This window comes from Alcanivorax sp. 97CO-5 (genome assembly GCF_000524665.1).
GTDB lineage: Bacteria > Pseudomonadota > Gammaproteobacteria > Pseudomonadales > Alcanivoracaceae > Alcanivorax > Alcanivorax borkumensis.
On the sequence record NZ_KI965904.1, the window covers coordinates 1 to 16,874 of the forward strand.

A 16,874-nucleotide genomic window follows, 5' to 3' on the forward strand; every position below is an offset into this window, starting at 1 on the left:
TGTCTAGCAAACTGGTGGCGATTCAATAGAAGATGTAGATACAATGCCTTTTAACCCGTCCTCGATTTCGAAAAGCCTTATCTGTATTTGCGTTAATGACCTATGAAGCTTCCCGTTATGTACACCAAAACCCCGATCAATCATTGATGTTAAAGGCCAGTTTCTGGCGTAATTCTTTGATAGCCATCTAGAAAAATCTGTTAAAATTCCGCCTTTACGAGGAGGCAACTTATCTATAATAAGATTAGATATCTGGGTTATGTTGCTGTAAGTTCCTGCGTAAATAAGCGTTTTTTGGTGCCTATCCTTTATCAATGACAAAAGTGCCGCACTTTTTCTGGTAACATCATTCCCAATCTCTTCATAAAGGTTGTGTTTTTCAAGAAATACGGTGTTGAAGTCTAAGTGAATAAACTCGACATCTCTCGTAAACGGGTTATCTTTAAGAGTCGATATGTTTGGAGCAAGAAAATATTTCTGCTTCGATATCTTTCCAAGCTGAATCATAGCTCGAAGTAACGAGGGTGCGCGCTCTTTATCATGCTCAGCACTTGCTTTGTAAAATTCATCGATGACGAGAACATCGATAGAATCTAGCTTGTCAATATAAGAAACCGCTCTTTCCTGTGGAAATATAAAAATGTTTTTATCAGAAATTTCAACATCAGTTGTCGTGATTATTTTGTAATCACCAGAAAACTTCTGTTGAAGCCTTCTTCTTGTCTCATCCGCAAGAGCTATTGTAGGCACAATAATAACAATATTCTTAGGGTTACCTATTGATATAAAAGCATCTATCACAAAGCTCTTACCGAAACTGGTCGGCGCACTAACTGCTAGACTTTTTCCTTCCAGTAATTTTTTTAGTAGCAGAGACTGTTCTCTATGCAAGGTGACAGGCAACTCAAAGCCTATGTCAACCTTAAAAGATTCATAGACAAATCTATCTTCCCAGCTCGACGTTTCAGGATCGAGATACGGATAAAGTCCGGTTTCACGAATTAGGTGATTCACGAGAGGGGAATAGGAAACACCCTCTTTTTTGTGAAAATGCAGAACCTTTATTAGCTCATTTCTCGCCAACAAATCATCTCCACTTTGGATGTGATCGCTGATGCTACTACAGGTTTCAAAGATATCCATTTTATTGATCCTTGTAGTGTTCGACATTCTTCACGAACATATCGACTATCTTGTCTTTGTTAGGAACAGGGAAAAGAATTATGTGGAACGTTATGTCGGAATATAGATGGACGCTACCTTTAAGCTTCTTTATCTGCTTATTGAAATAGCTTGTCGCCCTATAGCAATGAAAGGACAGAACCTCACTTTTGTAACGCTCATCAACTTGAGTCGATTTTGCGGTTATTTCACACTCGTGCATAATCAAAATTGGTATGTGTAATCTAGGCTTTAAATCATCTATAGAGCTTTTGTTAGAAAGCGTGTTTTTTATTGTTTCCTTTAATTCTTTATCAATTAAAAGCTCGTCTAAGTCCTGGACATTGGTTATTATGGAATTTTCTTTTTTTAGCTTGTCTGTTTTGAGTGAGTTTTCTACTGAGGTGACAATGCTTGACAGTCGTGCATCTTCAATATTGTTATAAAACTTGGCTTCGCCAAACCATATCGAGAAATCACCATTAGACTCCACCACTATATGAACACTGTCAGCACCTTTTGCATTATCTTGTGAATTCTGTTTGTAAAATATTTTTGGGACAACAGGAAGTGCCTGATAGTGATGCTTCATCAGTCCGTAAAGAACGATTTCGGCAAGCTCGCTCCCTCGGCCAATATCTTCTTTATCAGAGTCTGTAAGGCGTAAGTTCTTCGCTGCTGCTACGAGCAGGGAATGATTAACCAAAGACTCCCTTTCCTTAAATGAAAGCGAAGTCTCAGCAATATTATCCCAGATAAAACTCTGAAACTTCGAATATCTCCACTGGCCATCCTCGAAATCATTTAGAAAGCTTGTAGTGAACTTTTTATCTATTGGGGCCAATGATTGATTTAAATTTATCTCTGAAAAAGAGCAATCAATTAATATTTCGAATTCCATGCTCAACACCTACTTCCTAAGTCGTCTCGGATTCTTTTGGTTTGTGTCATGATAATCAAACATGCCCGCAGATTGATCTTTGCATCAGTTCTGATTGCATATAACAGCGTATTCAGTCGAACGATTCGACCTATCTCTTTTCGACATAATTCTTTATGGCTTTCGAGAGAAACACAGAAATTCGCAAGGCCGTCAGATTCTTACCGTGAAAAAAAGAATCCATCTCGTCTGGCAAAACGCGAAGAAGCGGCCTATTTCCTGACTTTCCCCCGATACTCCCCAGTTCCAAAAACCACTCTATATCAACCGTTTAGCTTTTTCTGTAAGCCATATCCTACAAAGATATGGCGGGTTCTGTTGAGCACGGCATAGTCGGGATAGCGGTTTGGAGGGCTTCGGCCCAAAAGGGTCTGAAAAACCATTGGGCCTAGCGTCCGAAGAGGCAGAGGCTCGCGAAGGCACGGCAGTGACGTCAGCCTCTTCGCCTTGCGAGCAAGGCGCCAACGAGGGTTGGGGTGTTGAGGGGCTTAGGGGCGAAGGGGCGACTGAAGAGCCGCAGGAATCAAGGTGTGATAGTAAAGCGCATCACGCCGATGATCTGGTTATCCCCGGTACGCACTTCTACCCGCCAGTGCCCCTGTGACGGCACAGGAATGTGGCGTTTGTGGGACCAGGTGCGAAAGCCCGATTCCCGCCCGCCAGAGACGTTCAACGGAATGCGGTCCACCTGTTCGCCGTTGCGGAACCAGTAGTGGTACACCTCCTGCCCGAGCCCCAATGGCGCCTTGATGGCGGTGTAGGCATACAGCCCTTCGGCCACTTCGTTTGCGCTAAAAACTTCGCCACTCACCAGCGGCTTGCGCTCGGCGCGATTGAATGACAAAGCGACGGCGCGCTCCTGCAAAGACAACGTTAGCGGTGGCACCAGCGGGGCTAGCCAGCGCGGGGCCAGCGCAATTAGGCACGAGATCAGTATCAGCCCCAGCCAGCGAAACCACTTTCGTGGCCCGCCAAACCGCCAGAAGCTGGGCAAGGCAAACAGGGCGGTGAGCCAGCCTGCCCACGCCAGGGCCGAGTCGGTACTCCAGTGAAAGATTAGCGGCAACAGCACTAGCAGGGCCACAAACAACGCCCAGGCGTGGAAGCCGAAATACAGCGCCCGATGCCGGGCCAGCCAAAAATAGACCGGATCAATAATACTGGCCAAGGCCGCACTGACCACCAGGGTGGTGAAGAAAATATATTCCGCGCCACCGGACCATTGCAGCAACACGAATGGCAAACTGAAAAAGAAAGCCTCTTGATGCACTGCCTGCAATAACAATTTGAGCATGCCCTGGGGCAAGCCATCAAAACGGGTTCCGATGAATTTGTTCTGCCAGATCCCTTCGGTAAGCAGTAATAACCAGCTCAACACCAACAGCCCGGTGAGTACCGCCGCCAGCCAGGGCTGGCGATCCACTAGGAAATAACTACTCAGGCCCAACGAAAAACTGATAAACGCCCAGACATGTCGGATCCGATACAGTTTTTCAGTCAGCGTTTGTAGCGTCAGCGGCAACGGGAGAACTCCATCGAAGGGTGGGGATTGCGTCTTCGACGTACTATAACTCTGCGGGTTCCCCGTGGCAGCAAAGGATCGCGTGACCCTGGGGCCACCGCGGGGAAAATCGATCAGCCGGCAAAGTTGAGCAGCACGCCGGCGGCCACAGCAGAGCCGATAACTCCAGCCACGTTAGGGCCCATGGCGTGCATCAGAAGGAAGTTATGGGGGTTGGCATCCAGCCCTACCTTGTTAGCCACCCGTGCCGCCATAGGCACGGCGGAGACACCGGCAGCGCCAATGATGGGGTTAACCGGGTGGCGACTAACGCGGTTGAGCAGCTTGGCCATTAACACGCCGGTTGCGGTGCCAATCATGAACGCCGCCAGGCCCAAGGCTAGAATACCCAGGGTTTCCATCACCAGAAATTTGTCGGCGCTGAGTTTCGAGCCCACGGCTAACCCCAGCATGATGGTGACCACATTAATCAGCGCGTTACTGGTGGTATCCACTAACCGGTTCACAACACCGGATTCCTTCATCAGGTTACCCAAGCAGAACATGCCCAATAGCGGCGCGGCATCGGGAAGCACAAGGGCCACCAACACTAACAGCAAAATCGGGAACAGAATTTTTTCCACTCGACTGACAGGACGCAATTGTTCCATTTTTATCTGGCGTTCTTTTTCCGACGTCAGCGCACGAATAATGGGAGGCTGAATAATCGGCACCAGCGCCATGTAGGAATATGCGGCTACAGCAATGGCACCGAGTAAGTGTGGCGCCAGTTTGGTGGTGACATAGATCGAGGTGGGGCCATCCGCGCCACCGATAATGCCAATGGCCGCCGCATCCGATAGGGAAAACTCCAACCCTAGAAAATTCAGAGCCAACGCTCCCATCAAGGCGGCGAAAATACCGAACTGCGCGGCAGCACCCAGCAACAGGGTGCGAGGGTTCGCCAGCAGCGGGCCGAAATCCGTCATCGCTCCCACGCCCATGAAGATCAACAACGGAAAGATCCCGGTGGTCAGGCCCACGGTATAAATTAAATACAGAATTCCGTCACCGTAATTGGCGTTGCCGGCCAGATGGTGCAACTGGTCCTGTACTGAGGGGCCTGCCGATTGAGCCGCCGTATAAAGCGCCTCACGGCCAGCGTCGGGTTCCATGCCCAGCACCTGCGCCATGGAGCCCAACAGCTCGGCTGGACCAAAATGCAGCGCCTGGCTAATGGCAGACTCCGCCAAGCCCGCCAGAGGAATATTCGCCAGCAGGCCACCAAAACCAATGGGCAACAACAGTAGCGGCTCGAATTTCTTGTGAATCGCCAACCACAACAACACCAGACAAACCAGCAACATGACTAACTGGCCGCCGCTCATGTGAAACAGCCCGGTGCTGTGCCAAAGGGTTTGCAGCTTATCCATGGGCAGGCTCCACGCTGAGCAAGGCTTGCCCCACAGTCACGGCATCGCCCTCTTTCACAATAACCTCGCTGACCACACCGGCACAGGTACTGGACACATCGGTTTCCATTTTCATGGCTTCCAACACCATGATTTTTTGCCCTTCGCTGATCTGATCGCCAGGCTTTACCAGTACCTGAAAAATATTTCCGGCTAACGGCGCAGCCACCGGCACACTGTTGGCCGGGTTTGCGGCGGGCGCGGCGGCAGCCGTTTGATCGGCCCGGTCTCCCATTTCACGCAGGCCGGTGACTTCACCGCCCTCGTTCACTTTTACCGTGTACTGCTGGCCATCCACTTCCACGGTGTAAACGCCTTCAGCCTGAGCGCTATCACGCGTGTTCGCCCCGCGTTCATTGGGCGCCGCCTCAAACGCCGAGGCATCGCCACGGTTTTCCAGAAAACGTTGGCCAATTTGCGGGAACAGCGCGTAGGTGAGCACGTCATCGGTTAACCGCGGCCCTTCCTCCAGCGTCAGGCCTTTGTCTTTTGCCAAGCACAGCACTTCGTCACGCAGGCTGTCCATTTCGTTGTCGAGCAAGTCACCGGGGCGGCAGGTGACCGGCTCATCGCCATCCAACGCTCGCTGCTGCAATTCGGCATTGTACGGCGCGGGAGCAGCGCCATATTCACCACGCAGAATGCCGCGGGTTTCCTTGCTGAGCACTTTGTAGCGCTCGCCGGAAAGCACATTAAGCACTGCTTGGGTGCCGACGATTTGCGAAGTAGGCGTCACCAGGGGAATAAAGCCCAGGTCCTCGCGAACGACGGGAATTTCCTTCAGCACTTCATCGAATCGGTCCGCCGCGCCCTGCTCTTTCAGCTGGCTTTCCATGTTGGTCAGCATGCCGCCCGGCACCTGTGCCACCAGGATGCGTGCATCCACTCCACGCAAGCTACCCTCGAAGGCGGCGTACTTTTTACGCACCTCACGAAAATACCCGGCAATACGGGTCAGCTTTTTGATATCCAATCCGGTATCCCGGTCCGTACCTTCCAGCATGGCCACCACTGATTCTGTAGGGCTGTGGCCGTAGGTCATCGACATGGACGAAATGGCCGTATCCACGTTATCGATACCCGCCTCCGCCGCTTTCAACGCCGTGGCCGTGGACAGCCCAGTGGTGGCGTGAGACTGCATGTGCACGGGAATATTCAGGGCCGCTTTCAAGCGAGTTACCAGTTCATACGCCACCGCAGGCCGCAACAGCCCGGCCATGTCTTTAATGGCAACCGAGTGGGCCCCCATCTGTTCGATAACTTTGCCCTGCTCCACCCACATATCCAAAGTATGAACCGGGCTGACCGTGTAGGCGATGGTGCCCTGGGCGTGCTTGCCCTGTTTCACCACGGCGGCGATGGCCCGTTCAATGTTGCGCATGTCGTTCATGGCATCAAACACACGAAACACGTCCACGCCGTTTTCTGCTGCCCGCTCCACAAAGGTATCCACCACATCATCCGCGTAGTGGCGATAGCCCAGCAGGTTTTGGCCGCGCAGCAACATTTGCTGCGGCGTTTTCGGCATGGCCTGTTTCAATTCTCGGATACGTTGCCAAGGATCTTCACCCAGATAACGGATACAGGCGTCAAAGGTCGCCCCACCCCAGGATTCCAACGACCAAAAGCCAATGTCATCCAGTTCCGCGGCAATCGGCAACATGTCATCCAAACGCATACGGGTGGCAAACAGGGATTGGTGCGCATCGCGTAACACCACATCAGTAATGCCCAACGGTTTCAGGTCACTCATGGAATAATCCGGTATCTATGACAGAGAAGTCTGACGGTGCTGCTGCACCGCTTTTTCGATCGCTTTGATGATTGCCGGCGGCGGCAAATCTTGAGAAGGGGGTGAAGCAAGCTGCGGCGCCGGAGCTGATTGCTCTGGGGCAAATTTCTGGACCAGTGCCGACATAATGGTTGTCACAGCGACCAGCACAATCAGAAAAACAAATACAACCCCCATGCCAATCAGCATGAGTTCGACACCCTGGGCCATCATGGTGTTCATGGAACACTCCTTTTGGTTCCAAAAGCGGATTCAGTCACCGCGTGCGAAAGCATGAGGCACCGCCGTTTGGGCGGGCATCGTAGTGGCCTTGTGAGCCGATACTGCTTTCGCAGTTTAAAGGGCAATGTAGACAGATTGTCGACAATCTGCAATGAACCGTGCGAGGCTCTGGATGGTGATTTTGGTCAACTAACCGTGTGAAGGGAAGAACTCTCTAGGCCATTGAATAAAAAAATACCGCTGTACCTAGTATGAAAAGCAATGTGGTGTGTCGGGGATATTGAAAGCGCCTCACACTATAGAGCATGAGTGTGCCCACCAAGTCCGTAACGTGTTGCCTACGAGATGAAGCATCTGGCGCCCGCAGAGCGGCATAAAAAAAGGCTCCCATTTGGGAGCCTTCTTTTAATCGTATGGTGCACCGGGAGGGAGTCGAACCCCCGACCTACTGGTTCGTAGCCAGTTGCTCTATCCAGCTGAGCTACCGGTGCAAGTCTCGTTGCTGTAACGCCCCGAGAGGCTGCGCATTATTCCGAAAGCCCCGCGGTGAGTCAAGCGCATATCGGTTAAAAGTTCAGCAGTCAGCCTTCTGCAGACGCCATTTGTTTTTGCATGTAATTTTCCAAGCCCACTTTATCGATCAAACCGAGCTGAGTTTCCAGCCAATCGATATGCTCTTCTTCGGATTCAAGAATCTCTTTGAGCAGGTTACGACTGATGTAATCCTGAATGGATTCGCAGTAAGCAATACCTTCGCGTAGGTCAGGCACAGCCATTTGCTCCAGCTTGAGATCGCACTCCAGCATTTCCTTGGTGTTCTCACCAATCATCAACTTGCCCAGGTCCTGAAGATTAGGAATACCTTCCAGAAACAAAATACGCTCGACTAACATGTCAGCATGTTTCATCTCATCAATAGATTCGTGATATTCCTTGGCGTAGAGAGCCTGCAGTCCCCAGTCCTGATACATTTTGGCGTGGAGGAAGTATTGGTTGATCGCAACCAGTTCATTGCCGAGTGCACGGTTGAGGAATTCAATCGCTTTGGCGTCGCCTTTCATTGGGGTATCTCCGTCACATGAACTTGGGGGTAGGCGCCCATTGTTCAGCAAGAATGTGGCAGAGACAAGTCAAACAAAGAAAAGCGCTTCAAATACAAGCGCTTATGAAAATGAGAACGATTTTTATGCGGTTTGTGGCCAGAAAACAACGGCTTCACCAGCGGTAGAAGAATTCGAGAAAGAGGTCGCCTCATTCACGCTACGGGTTTCACGCAAAATTTGGCGGGCGTGACGGGCACATTTACCACACTGACTTCCAACCCCAAGTTCCCGACGAAGATCACGCAGGCTGTCGCAGCCAGAATCGACCGCTTCCCGTATATGGTTGTCAGTAATGCCCTTACAAATGCATATGTACATAAGTCGCCTTTCCTCAATCTCTGGAAAGGATGCTAACCCTAACGCGAATCATTATCAACTCCTTTTGGCGATCTATTCTTTACCTCTTCTACCCAGACCATAGAGGTCAAGCAGACCCATATCCCCATTCACTCACGCGGGTTACAGCCTCAAAGAAGCCCCTCGTCACTTCCCCGCCTTATTGAGCCCACCCTGCTCCCTTCCCGGCTAGGCAATATTCGCAGGCATAAAAAAGCCCCGCAGTGCGGGGCTTTTGGACTCTATAAAGCTCGCTAACGTATCAGGAAGACGCAGCCTTCTTGGCCGGAGCACGCTTAGCTGCCGCCTTCTTAGCAGGGGCTTTACGAGGGGTTGTTTTCTTTGCCGCAGGTTTACTGGCCACCGCTTTTTTGGCAGGCGCCTTCTTAGGCTTGCTTGGCGCTGCCTTCTTGGCAACACGCTTGGCTTTGGCTGCCGCTTTACGAGCTGCCACTTTCGCCTTTTGTTCAATCTTCTTCTGTTCTGCTTTAGCTTTCTTCGCCAGTTTACGTTCGTGATCACGTAACTTCGCTTTCAGATTACGCTCAGCTGTGCGCATTTTTTTCACTTCGCGGGCGACAACTTTCTTCGCGGCCTGGATCTCGGCGCGAATCAGTTTTGCTTCAGCACGAATATCCTGAAGTTTCAAGCGTCCGGTATTCATACGGCCACGAGCGGTATCAACAGCACGCTTAGCGGCTGCAGTAGGAGTTTTTTGTGCTTTTTCACGCTTGGCAGCAACATCAGCACGCAGCTTCGACAGCTTGGCATTTTCAGCGTCGATCTTGGCGCGATGTTTATCTAGTTTAGTTTGTGACTGGGTAACTTTCTTTTCTGCCTGAGCAACGGCTTTACCTTGTAGCTTAACCTTGGCCTCAGCGTTGGTAACAGATTTAGGAAGAGCCGGTGCTTTTACTGCAGCAGCTTTTTTTGCTGCGGGCCTACGTGCCGCAGTTTTTTTTGCGGCGGCTTTCTTTGCTTTAGCCATGATTGATCTCCTAAGCTATGGCATTGTCATCAATTACTGCGACAAATGGAAAATAGCATAAAAGAAAATCGGTTGGTACATTATTTAACCAACTCAATTTTTATTTCCTGATTTTTCACCGTTTCTGATAACTCTTTTTCCTTTCGTTTATCTTAATCGCTTCTTTGTTTTATTTTTCACAGCTTTTATTTCTTAACAAGTTAAGATCGGGCCTTACTAACACCACATCTTCGTTCCTTTGCCCTTCCCTACTGCACGCCCTAAGAAGCCTTTATTTCACCACTCCGCCCACCACCTTCATGCCATAGATAACCCGGCCCTTTAATACTCACATAGCTGCCAGATACAGATTCAAACCAACCTATCTATACAACCTATTTCATTTCTCACCGCATTTAAGACTGCAGTGGCCGAATGAACCCGTGCACCAACTACGGTAATAAAGTTGCCACCCTAAATGAGGAATCAAATGACCAAAAGAAGACGTTCCTTTACATCTGAACTCCAGCAGCAAGCCTGCCCACCGAGCTTTGGATCAGCGCTACACATTTTCTCAGGTCAGAATATCGCTGGGTGTTATCGAGGGTGCGCTGCAGCGCTGGGTTAAACCGTTTGAGGGTAAGCATCATGGCTAGAGGCCAAACTCTCGGCTCTGAACAGCGCGTGCAGAAGCCGCTCCAGCTACTACGAGCACCCTCATCAGCGGCGCCACCATATTAATGCGGAGCCTGTGGCCCTGAAGCTATCGTTAATCACGTGTTCAGGCAAAGTAGAAGCTCAGGGACAAGCCACACGATACAAAAGGCTCTTAATGGGCAAGGAGAGGAAATCGATCACATCACGGTGTGAAGCCTGTGACGTGAAATCGGCTTGATCTTTAAGCCGCCAGGCCCATATGCCTGCAAGCAAGCAGGCCAGATATACCGAACCATGGAGGGACGAAGGTTTACCGTGGCACCCCCGAATAAAATGTGGTGCGCAGAGATCCTCTATATCTGGATGGAGCAGAACATCCGCCTGCGAGGTAGAGAAAAAGATATCGGTGACTACCTGATGGGTTACTACAACCAGTACCGTCCTCATTCCTTTAACGGCGGCATCGCCCCGTTGTGGCAGAGGAATTCTTAAATCACTGTCCGGTATTCGTTGACCACTACAAGGTCAGCCGGGAAGAGAACCGCAAGGTAAACCCCCCAAAAATAATCGATATGCATATCATCCGCGCAATTGCGCTAACCGCGATGGCGCTAAAAGTAAGCCAGCAGCCGGCGAATTAAGTCCAGCCGCGCCTCTAAGGATGGCGCGTTTAGAATCACACACACGTTAGAAAGGCTTTGCGCTGGCAGGAATAGTAAACGGCCAAGAACACGGACCGGATGTGGTGCTAGGCAAGGCTAGGGCCCTGTGCACTGTGAATCCGCAAAAAAGAATACGCCATTATGTAACTGTGGTGGTAATAGGCAAAAAAACGGGAAGCCTCAGCTTCCCATTCTTTTTTTGCTATTCAGGTACCGGCAAAGCAGTAATCAGCCTTTAAGAGCAGACAGTACTCGATCGCGGATATCGTCCACGGAGCCAACGCCGGCAACACGCACATAACGTGGGGCGTTAGATTCTCCCTGTGTAGCCAGATCCTGGTAGAAGTCCACCAGAGGACGTGTCTGCGCTTGGTAAACCTCTAGCCGCTTACGCACCGTCTCTTCTTGATCGTCATCGCGCTGAACCAGCTCATCACCGGTTTCATCGTCTTTGCCTTCAACTTTTGGCGGATTGTACTTGGTGTGATACACACGACCGGAGGCCGGGTGAACACGACGCCCGCTCAAACGTTCAATAATTTCTTCATCATCGACATCGATCTCCACTACAAAATCGATATCAACGCCCTGCTCAACTAGCGATTGCGCCTGTGGGATAGTGCGTGGGAAGCCATCGAACAGGAACCCGTTGGCACAATCATTTTCCGTAATACGTTCTTTCACTAGACCAAGGATAATATCGTCGGAAACGAGACCACCCGCATCCATCACTTTTTTAGCTTCCAGGCCCAAGGGAGTGCCTGCTTTTACCGCAGCGCGCAGCATGTCACCGGTGGAAATCTGAGGAATATTGAACTGTTCCTTGATGAACTGCGCCTGGGTGCCCTTGCCCGCACCGGGGGCACCAAGCAGGATGACACGCATAGGATTCTCCATCTTTCTATCGTCAGAAGAGGTAAAAAGTGCCTCTGATTTGTTCACCTTCACCGCTGCGGCCCTATGTGTTCCAGCCCAGAAGCGACTCACACCTCTCTCCTTTGGGAGAGCGAAGGCCCGCCGTAGACGGCGCTAATCGGCGCAGTTTCAAGCGTATGGATGTACAAATCAGAGGAACCCAGCCTCCGAAGGGCTGCAACTTTACCTTGAGGCCCCGTTCATCACAAGGGATAGGGGCTGCTACTTAGGTAGCAGCCCAAGGCAACAAGCCCCTATTGGCGGGACAAATTAAGCACTGCGGGCTGGCGCTGGGGGAGTTTGAGCGGGGTGGGGACGGCGGTAATGGCAGCTTGGTCCACCGAGGCTCCAGGTGCCGGTGTATAACGTGCGCCAATGACAAGATCTGCCTGCTCGTCCGGATAGGACTGTAGCCAGTTAGCCGCCGTAAGCTCAATATTAATAGGGAAATGAGGGACAACTTTTCGTTGCGCAGCCAAGGGCTGCCCCGCACTACCCGCTTCACGCAGAAACACAAACAAAGTGCCCCCAGCGGGTAGATTTTCGCCATGAACTGTAGCGCTGAGATTGGCGAAAAGCCCTTCCCGTTGCTTCTGTTCTCTTGCTCGATTCAGTCCTCGCTGTAACAGATCTGCGGTTTCACCCTGACTGTGTCGCGACAGCAACGACGCCCAAGCCTGTTCCGCCAACGCGTAACGACCAGCTCGATCGGCCGACATGGCCAACAGCATCCAGGCACCATCATGATTCGGTTCACGATCCAGTACCCAGCGAATCTCATCTAAAGCGGGATCAGTTAGTCGTGCCTCGTTCTTTTCGATCAGTGCCCGAGCCAGTAATAAATGCATGGCGGCATTCTCTGGGTTGAGCTGCAGAGCCTTACGGGCAGCTTCCTCCGTTTGTACCGGCGCGCCTAGCTGATCATACAGGGCCCCCAATGCATACCAGCCCACGGCAGAGGGCGTTTGCGAAAGTTCAGACTGAAGAACCCGCACCAGAGCGCCAGCGGGCACTTCGGAGGCCGCCTTCTCCGGTGGTTGGCCGGCAATGATTTGCTGCGCAACATCACCGTATTCCTGCTTATGCGTTAACCAGGTGCCAGTGTGCTCATTTAGCCCAATTAATCCGTAGCCAGCACCCGCCAGAATCACCATCACCAATGGAATCCCCAAAGCCCCGGACATGTTTTTGCCGGCCTTGCGGGCTTCACTCCGCCACATCAACCACAGCATGGCAGCCAATATCAGTAACAGAACCAGCGACATCACCCACAACATCATTTTGTTCCCTCTCCCGGCTCTTTATTCTGCAATTTCTGTTCTTCCAGTGCGGCCTTACGGCTGGCTTTTCGCAGCAACAACACGATCAAAACGGCACCGCCCAGCAATAACAGTATTGGCCCTAGCCACAGGATCGAGGTGCCGGCATTCACTGGTGGCCGATAGCTGACAAAGTCTCCATAGCGGGAAACAAAATAATCAACGATCTGTTCATCGCTCTTGCCTTCCAGAATCATGGTATGCACCCGCGTACGCATGTCCTGGGCGATACCCGCATCCGAATCGGCGATGCTTTGGTTCTGACATTTCGGGCAACGCAGCTCTTCTGAAAGGATACGAAAACGCTGCTCCTGCTGCTGATTATCGAACTGGTAAACATCGATAGCGGCAAAAGCTGACATGGACAAGGTGAGCAACAAGACAATACGTAGCATTATTGGCCCCCCTTACCCTGCCCCGCCTGAGCGGGCAGTAACGGCAGGAATTTTTCTTCCCAAACACGGGCATTCAGATCACCCGCATGGCGCAATACGATCTCGCCAGCCGGGTTAATCAAAAAGGTTTCCGGGGCACCGTACACCCCTAAATCCAGACCCAGGTGACCATCCGCATCGACAATGACATGGGTGAATGGATTGCCCAAGTTGGCCAAATACTGGCGGGCAGCGGGCAGCTCGTCTTTATAATTCAAACCGGCAATGGCCACGCCCCGAGCGGCCAGCTCCAGTAAATAGGGATGTTCAACATGGCAAGTCGGGCACCAAGTAGCCCATACATTGAGTAACTGCCAGCGCCCTTTCAAAGAATCCTCCGTATAGGTTTCTTCGGTCAGCAGCGACGACAGAGAAAATGATGGCACCGGTTTACCCACTAGAGCAGATGGCAGTTCCTGCGGATCGCGCCCCAAGCCACTGGCCAACAGCACCGCTAGCAACACAAACCCGACCAAGGGCAAAAACACCCAGGGAGAATTAGCTTTCATTGGCCACTCCTGCGTCATTGGTGGCAAAACGGTTGCGCCGATAACGTTTGTCCGTCAATGCCAGCGCGCCGCCAAGGGCCATAATCAATGCCCCCAGCCAGATCCACCGAATGCCTGGTTTGAAATAAATACGCACAGCCCAAGCATCGCTGTTATCCAAGGGCTCACCTAGCGCCACATAGAGGTCGCGCCAGAAACCAGCATCAATCGCCGCTTCTGTCATTACCTGGCCACTGGCGTGATAAGTCCGCTTTTCCGGGTGCATCACCGCCACCGGGTCCCCGTCATGGCTGACATGGAAATGGCCGCGGGTGGCGTCAAAGTTGGGCCCGCTGTATTTATCCAAGCTGTCGAACACAAAGGTGTAATGGCCCAGGTCAGCCGTATCGCCCGGCCCCATACGAATGTCCCGCTCCACCTCATGGAAGCTCACCAATGTAATACCGGCGATCAACACCGCCAAACCACAATGAGCGAACACCATGCCCCAGTAACCGCGCCCCAGCTTACCCAAACCCGTAACGAAACCTTGCTTGTAAGCGCTAGCCCGGCGGATTACATCATCTATATGAGCAAAAACCAGGAACAAAGCCAGCATGATGGCCAAAACGCCCTGCCAGGGGCTTGGATCGGGCAATCGAGAGCCGAACCATCCCGCAATGATCGCAGCAGGAGCCAACAGGGCCATGCGTTTAAGCAAGGTATTGCCGTCCTGACGTTTCCAGTTACTGAACACCCCCGGCACCATCAATAGAATCAACACCAGCGCCAACGGCACAAAGAAACCATTGAAGTATGGGCTGCGGATGGAGATTTTCATGTCCAGCGCTTCGCCAATCAGGGGAAATAGCGTCCCCATCAACACCACAGAAGTGGCGGTTAGCAAAATCAGGTTATTACCCAACAGGAAAGCTTCCCGGGATACCGGTTTGAACCCCGTGTTGCTGCGTAACGATGACGCACGCAGACTAAACAACGTTAACGCCCCCCCGGCGACGACGATAAGGAAACCCAGGATAAAGGCCCCCCGTGCCGGATCATTGGCAAAGGCATGAACCGACGTTAGCACCCCCGAGCGGACCAAGAAGGTACCCAACAGGCTCAAGGAAAACGTAATGATCGCCAGCAACACTGTCCAGGCACGGAACATATTGCGTTTCTCACTCACCGCTAAAGAGTGAATGAGCGCGGTCCCGGCTAACCACGGCAGCAAGGAAGCGTTTTCCACCGGGTCCCAGAACCACCAGCCGCCCCAGCCCAACTCGTAATAGGCCCACCAGGAGCCCAGCGCGATGCCCACCGTTAGGAAGCTCCACGCTACCGTGGTCCACGGCCGCGCCCAGCGGGCCCAGGCTGGATCCAGGTTGCCCATCAGCAACCCCGCCACGGCAAATGCAAACGCCACCGCAAAGCCCACGTAGCCCATATAAAGCATCGGCGGGTGAATGATCAGCCCCGGATCCTGTAACAGCGGGTTCAGGTCAGCACCGTCCAGCGGAAACCAGGGCAGGTTTCGATCGAAAGGATTGGACGTAAGTAGCATGAACAACATAAAGCCCACGGCAATCATGCCCATGACAGACAATACCCGGCTCACCATGGGCAACGGCACACTGCGACTCAGCAGCCCGACCATGGCGGCCCACCCGGACAGCATCCAGCCCCACAACAACAGGGACCCTTCATGGCCGCCCCAAATGGCGGACAACCGGTACGCCAGCGGCAATGCCGAGTTACTGTGGCCAGCCACATAGGTCACCGAGAAATCATTGATGTAGAAGCAATAGCCTAACGCCACCATGGCGATGGTCATTGCCAACCATTGGATCCAGGCCAACGGTCGAGCGTACCACTGCCAAGCGGGCATGTTGCGATAAACGCCAATCAGCGGAAACACTGATAGACACAATGCTGCGGCCAGTGCCAACCACAGAGAGAGATGCCCGATTTCTGCCGCCACGAGAGCTCCTTACTTATACGACTAAATACACGACTGGGATAAACAACTTGCGATTCTGACTGGTCAAAGGGCCGCCGGACGCTGCTTTGGCGCGATCCAGCGCGCATAGCATCGGTAGATGGTCCGGCAATTGCAAGTCCATGGCTCTGCCACAATGAAACGATCCCCCTCAACGATACTAGACCGCCGTGGTCACGCTCCGTTCATCGGTCATTTTCGGTAAAACGACGCCAAGACATATTTTGAGACGGTTGCTATTCGTATGCTTTCACTTTGCTTTGCTACTATCAGCTAGAACATAACAGTGTGTCACCGCGCTGAAGATAAAACGTCACGAATAATCCATATACTCAAAATGCGTCGCCCTGGCCTGCATGGAGTAAGACTTTGAGCACTACGACAACACAAAAATCTTCTTATACACGCGAGGATCTCCTCGCCTGCGCGCACGGGGAACTCTTTGGCCCCAATAATGCGCGATTGCCTTTACCCAACATGCTGATGATGGACCGTATCACCCATATCAGCGACCAGGGGGGCAAATACGGCAAAGGTGAAATCATCGCCGAACTCGATATCCACCCAGATCTCTGGTTCTTTGATTGCCATTTTGAAAGCGACCCGGTGATGCCCGGTTGCTTGGGCTTGGATGCTACCTGGCAGCTGCTCGGGTTTTTCCTGGGCTGGGTAGGCAACCCAGGCCGGGGCCGTGCACTGGGCGTAGGTAACGTGAAGTTTTCCGGCCAGGTTTTGCCTACAGCCAAAAAGCTGACTTATCGAATCGACCTGAAACGGGTCATTTCCCGCAAGCTGGTTCTGGGCTTGGCGGATGCCACCGTATCTGTGGACGGAAAAGACATCTATCAGGCCGACGATCTGAAAGTTGGCTTGTTCACTTCTACCGATGGTTTTTAGGAGCGATTC

At 52.0% G+C, this 16,874-nt stretch carries 16 protein-coding genes and 1 tRNA gene; 2 read left to right on the forward strand and 15 right to left on the reverse strand.

The features are described 5' to 3' along the window. Nucleotides 1-3: 3 nt before the first annotated feature. The 10 genes from Y017_RS10590 to Y017_RS10630 all read right to left on the reverse strand — a co-directional run bounded on the left by Y017_RS10590 (nucleotide 4) and on the right by Y017_RS10630 (nucleotide 9,515). A complete protein-coding gene (locus tag Y017_RS10590) occupies nucleotides 4-1,143 on the reverse strand; it encodes a DEAD/DEAH box helicase (RefSeq protein ID WP_051428757.1) in 1,140 nt (379 codons plus the stop codon). Nucleotide 1,144: 1 nt separating this feature from the next. Next, nucleotides 1,145-2,062, reverse strand: coding sequence for a DUF1837 domain-containing protein (locus tag Y017_RS10595; RefSeq protein ID WP_035460770.1), 918 nt, complete (start codon nucleotides 2,060-2,062; stop codon nucleotides 1,145-1,147). 562 nt (nucleotides 2,063-2,624) lie between these two features. Beyond that, on the reverse strand, nucleotides 2,625-3,623 hold the full coding sequence (locus Y017_RS10600) for a DUF5924 family protein (protein WP_035460771.1): 999 nt from the start codon (nucleotides 3,621-3,623) through the stop codon (nucleotides 2,625-2,627). A gap of 113 nt (nucleotides 3,624-3,736) precedes the next feature. After that, complete coding sequence (locus Y017_RS10605; RefSeq protein WP_035460772.1) at nucleotides 3,737-5,035, reverse strand: sodium ion-translocating decarboxylase subunit beta; 1,299 nt, start codon at nucleotides 5,033-5,035, stop codon at nucleotides 3,737-3,739. Further along, nucleotides 5,028-6,827 carry a sodium-extruding oxaloacetate decarboxylase subunit alpha gene (gene oadA, locus Y017_RS10610; RefSeq protein ID WP_035460773.1) on the reverse strand — a complete coding sequence of 600 codons (1,800 nt, stop codon included), beginning with the start codon at nucleotides 6,825-6,827 and terminating at the stop codon, nucleotides 5,028-5,030. Before oadA ends, Y017_RS10605 begins: the two co-directional genes overlap by 8 nt. A gap of 15 nt (nucleotides 6,828-6,842) precedes the next feature. Continuing rightward, nucleotides 6,843-7,088 carry an OadG family protein gene (locus tag Y017_RS10615; protein WP_046961737.1) on the reverse strand — a complete coding sequence of 82 codons (246 nt, stop codon included), beginning with the start codon at nucleotides 7,086-7,088 and terminating at the stop codon, nucleotides 6,843-6,845. Nucleotides 7,089-7,502: 414 nt separating this feature from the next. Continuing rightward, nucleotides 7,503-7,579: transfer RNA gene (locus Y017_RS10620), tRNA-Arg, on the reverse strand. Nucleotides 7,580-7,669: 90 nt separating this feature from the next. After that, the gene (gene bfr / locus Y017_RS10625; protein ID WP_011588126.1) at nucleotides 7,670-8,149 is read right to left on the reverse strand and encodes a bacterioferritin; all 480 of its coding nucleotides are present in this window, start codon (nucleotides 8,147-8,149) and stop codon (nucleotides 7,670-7,672) included. A 123-nt stretch (nucleotides 8,150-8,272) separates the two neighbouring features. Continuing rightward, nucleotides 8,273-8,509 (reverse strand): bacterioferritin-associated ferredoxin, encoded by a 237-nt coding sequence (locus Y017_RS15080; RefSeq protein WP_081424053.1) that lies wholly within the window; start codon nucleotides 8,507-8,509, stop codon nucleotides 8,273-8,275. A 280-nt stretch (nucleotides 8,510-8,789) separates the two neighbouring features. Next, complete coding sequence (locus Y017_RS10630; protein ID WP_011588125.1) at nucleotides 8,790-9,515, reverse strand: hypothetical protein; 726 nt, start codon at nucleotides 9,513-9,515, stop codon at nucleotides 8,790-8,792. A 951-nt stretch (nucleotides 9,516-10,466) separates the two neighbouring features. On the opposite strand from Y017_RS10630, the gene Y017_RS15240 reads away from it, so the two are divergent. Beyond that, nucleotides 10,467-10,643, forward strand: coding sequence for a hypothetical protein (locus Y017_RS15240; RefSeq protein ID WP_155849262.1), 177 nt, complete (start codon nucleotides 10,467-10,469; stop codon nucleotides 10,641-10,643). Between the two features lie 398 nt (nucleotides 10,644-11,041). Here Y017_RS15240 and adk read toward each other — a convergent pair whose 3' ends face one another. From adk to Y017_RS10655, 5 genes are all read right to left on the reverse strand, one after another. Beyond that, complete coding sequence (gene adk, locus Y017_RS10635) at nucleotides 11,042-11,698, reverse strand: adenylate kinase (RefSeq protein ID WP_011588124.1); 657 nt, start codon at nucleotides 11,696-11,698, stop codon at nucleotides 11,042-11,044. Nucleotides 11,699-11,982: 284 nt separating this feature from the next. Then, a complete protein-coding gene (locus Y017_RS10640; protein ID WP_011588123.1) occupies nucleotides 11,983-13,008 on the reverse strand; it encodes a cytochrome c biogenesis protein in 1,026 nt (341 codons plus the stop codon). Further along, complete coding sequence (locus Y017_RS10645) at nucleotides 13,005-13,442, reverse strand: cytochrome c-type biogenesis protein (protein WP_011588122.1); 438 nt, start codon at nucleotides 13,440-13,442, stop codon at nucleotides 13,005-13,007. Before Y017_RS10645 ends, Y017_RS10640 begins: the two co-directional genes overlap by 4 nt. Beyond that, the gene (locus tag Y017_RS10650) at nucleotides 13,442-13,990 is read right to left on the reverse strand and encodes a DsbE family thiol:disulfide interchange protein (protein WP_035460776.1); all 549 of its coding nucleotides are present in this window, start codon (nucleotides 13,988-13,990) and stop codon (nucleotides 13,442-13,444) included. Before Y017_RS10650 ends, Y017_RS10645 begins: the two co-directional genes overlap by 1 nt. After that, a complete protein-coding gene (locus Y017_RS10655) occupies nucleotides 13,980-15,950 on the reverse strand; it encodes a heme lyase CcmF/NrfE family subunit (RefSeq protein WP_035460777.1) in 1,971 nt (656 codons plus the stop codon). The genes Y017_RS10650 and Y017_RS10655 overlap by 11 nt, the downstream gene beginning before the upstream one ends. 387 nt (nucleotides 15,951-16,337) lie before the next feature. Here Y017_RS10655 and fabA point away from each other — a divergent pair, with 387 nt between their 5' ends. Continuing rightward, nucleotides 16,338-16,865, forward strand: a complete 528-nt coding sequence (fabA, locus tag Y017_RS10660) for a 3-hydroxyacyl-[acyl-carrier-protein] dehydratase FabA (RefSeq protein WP_011588119.1) — start codon at nucleotides 16,338-16,340, stop codon at nucleotides 16,863-16,865. Nucleotides 16,866-16,874: the final 9 nt, after the last annotated feature.